The following is a 1,168-nucleotide window of genomic DNA, read 5'->3' on the forward strand; positions in this document are numbered from 1 at the left end:
CCTGAAGTACTCAGATGTACCGGGCACTTCGATGTTCCTTGAGGCATTCAGATCCGCATGGAGTTCGAAGCCACAGTTCAGGCATTTGAATACCGAGCCATGCCTGTTGTTTTTATTTACATAGCCACATTTCGAACACTTCTGTGATGTATATTTCGGATTTACATATACCACCATTTTACCAGCATCCTCTGCCTTGTATCCTATGAACTTCTGCAGTTCTGCTGGAGACCATGATCCAAGCATCCTCCTGAATTCCCTGCCATGACCGTTATGCTTCATACCCGCTGGATTTAACGCCTCAAGTGCAAATGCATCGTAGGGAAGCGAAACGATCTCCTTTGAGATCACATGATTAACATCACGCACGAACCGTCTCTCTCTTCCGCCTATTTTCTTCAATTTCCTACGAGCGGAACGAGTGCCTGCGTGCTGCAATCTTCTCTTTAAATACTGATATCTACCCTTCACCTCCCTCAGATGCCTGCTGTTGAAAAACGTGTTATTTGACAGCACAGCAATATTCTTTATGCCTCTGTCTATTCCCAATACCTTCACATTTTCTTTCTTAATCACCTCTTTATCTGGAATTTTTACCTGAACCATTATGAATATTTTCTTCCTCCTCTCATCTATTACAACTTGTGCGTTTGTGTATTCACCCCTGTATTTATCGATCAGGGGCGAATGAGCCACTGGATATACCAGCCTGCCCTGTACTGTTGTCAATGAAATTGTATGTGAATCGGGATAGAACTTGAATGTTCTGTTATCATACCTTATTGCGAGTGATTTTCTCTTTATTTTCTTCTCAATTTCTGTTGCTTTCAATGCTTCAGATGCCGTATCCCTTGCCGTCTGAACAAGTGCAGATGGAAGAGTGGGTATCCTTCCCCTCACCTCTCTGTATGTGCCTCTATTGAGTTTGTTCTTGTTGAACGTCTTATTCTCAAAACCATAGTCCAGAACTATCTGGCATGCGTTCCTAAACTGCTTCGCTGTTTCGATCAATGGTCTATCGTATGGTAGTTTCAGTTTAATAGTTCTGAACATCTATTATTAATATAGCAAACTTATCAATAGGATTTTCGGTTGGGGGAAGTCCGTGTATCTCCTGTCCGAAGAGAGAGTTTTACTGCTTCCCCCAAACTCCTAACCTTTCTATAAA

Annotated in this window: 1 protein-coding gene; it reads right to left on the reverse strand. The window is 42.2% G+C overall.

The window, feature by feature from the left end; genetic code table 11:
* On the reverse strand, positions 1-1,053 hold a 1,053-nt coding region (locus DMB44_RS09125), incomplete at its 3' end, for an RNA-guided endonuclease TnpB family protein (protein WP_110642961.1).
* Between the last annotated feature and the right edge of the window lie 115 nt (positions 1,054-1,168).

The sequence above is a fragment of the Thermoplasma sp. Kam2015 genome, from assembly GCF_003205235.1.
Lineage (GTDB): Archaea > Thermoplasmatota > Thermoplasmata > Thermoplasmatales > Thermoplasmataceae > Thermoplasma.